The sequence below is a fragment of the Brachyspira catarrhinii genome (genome assembly GCF_005518285.1).
Taxonomy (GTDB): domain Bacteria; phylum Spirochaetota; class Brachyspiria; order Brachyspirales; family Brachyspiraceae; genus Brachyspira; species Brachyspira catarrhinii.
This window is the reverse complement of sequence record NZ_SJDU01000587.1, coordinates 1-1,035: the sequence shown is the minus strand read 5'-3', so window position 1 is coordinate 1,035 and position 1,035 is coordinate 1. Positions and strand designations below refer to the sequence as shown.

Annotated in this window: 1 protein-coding gene; it reads left to right on the top strand. The window is 31.2% G+C overall.

Going from position 1 to position 1,035, the window contains the following annotated elements; genetic code table 11:
* Positions 1–109 precede the first annotated feature (109 nt).
* The gene (locus EZH24_RS12465; protein WP_236847255.1) at positions 110–958 is read left to right on the top strand and encodes a sigma-70 family RNA polymerase sigma factor; all 849 of its coding nucleotides are present in this window, start codon (positions 110–112) and stop codon (positions 956–958) included.
* Positions 959–1,035: the final 77 nt, after the last annotated feature.

Below are 1,035 nucleotides of genomic sequence, written 5' to 3'. Positions count from 1 at the left end.
ATAAATCGTCTCATTCTTTTAACCATTCCGTTGTGCATGACCTTGCGAGTAAATATTTATAAATTTATAATAAAATTAATATAATATAATTAAAAAAAGAAAAAGAATTATGAGCAATAAAGTAAAAAACGACAGTATTGAAAATACGATTGGCTTATACCTTGAAGACGCCAAAAGAGAAAGGCTTTTAACTCGAGAAGAAGAAATTGAATTAACGCGAAGGCTTAAAGAAGGCGATATGGAGGCGAGAGCGGAACTCATAAAAAGCAATTTGAGATTCGTAATAACGATTGCAAAACAATATAGAAACAGCGGACTTTTGCTCGAAGATTTGATAGCGGAAGGCAATTTGGGTTTAATAATGGCTGCGGACAGATTCGAGCCAGACAGAGGCTATCATTTCATTTCTTACGCGGTTTATTGGATTAGACAGAGCATATTGAGGGCGATAAACGAAAAATCAAGATTGATAAGACTTCCGTTAAATAAAGCTATGGATTTAGTCGATATAGAAAGAACGATTCATGATAAATATTATAAAACGGGAGAAATTCCCGATGTCAAAGAAATTTCAGATATTTTGGATAAAGACCCTAAAGATGTTTTGCAAATAATGGCTGTTAATAGCGATTATGTTTCTTTGGAAAGCGAATATACTTTTGACGGAATAAAAGAAAAACTTGTAAATATTATAGAAGACGATAAAAGCATGGGCGTTGAAGCGACTCTTACGAACAAAGAACTTATAGAAGAATTAAAAATAGCTATGGAAGATTTAAATGACTTGGAAAAATCCATAGTAAAAGCGAGATACGGAATAGACGAAGAGAAAAAAAGCTTAAACGATGTAGCAAAATTATATTCCTGCACAAAAGAAAGAATTCGTCAAATAGAAAAAAAAGCTTTAAGAAAAATGTATTCAAAAAGATTCACTTCTTTAAAAGATTTCTTAAATTAATAAATGTTGTATATACATATTCCATTTTGCGCTCATAAATGCGGTTATTGTAATTTTTATTCGGCAATCAATATGAA

Coding starts and splice junctions, on each gene's coding strand:
- EZH24_RS12465 (WP_236847255.1), top strand. CDS start 110: ATGAGCAATAAAGTAAAAAACGACAGTATTGAAAATACGATTGGCTTA.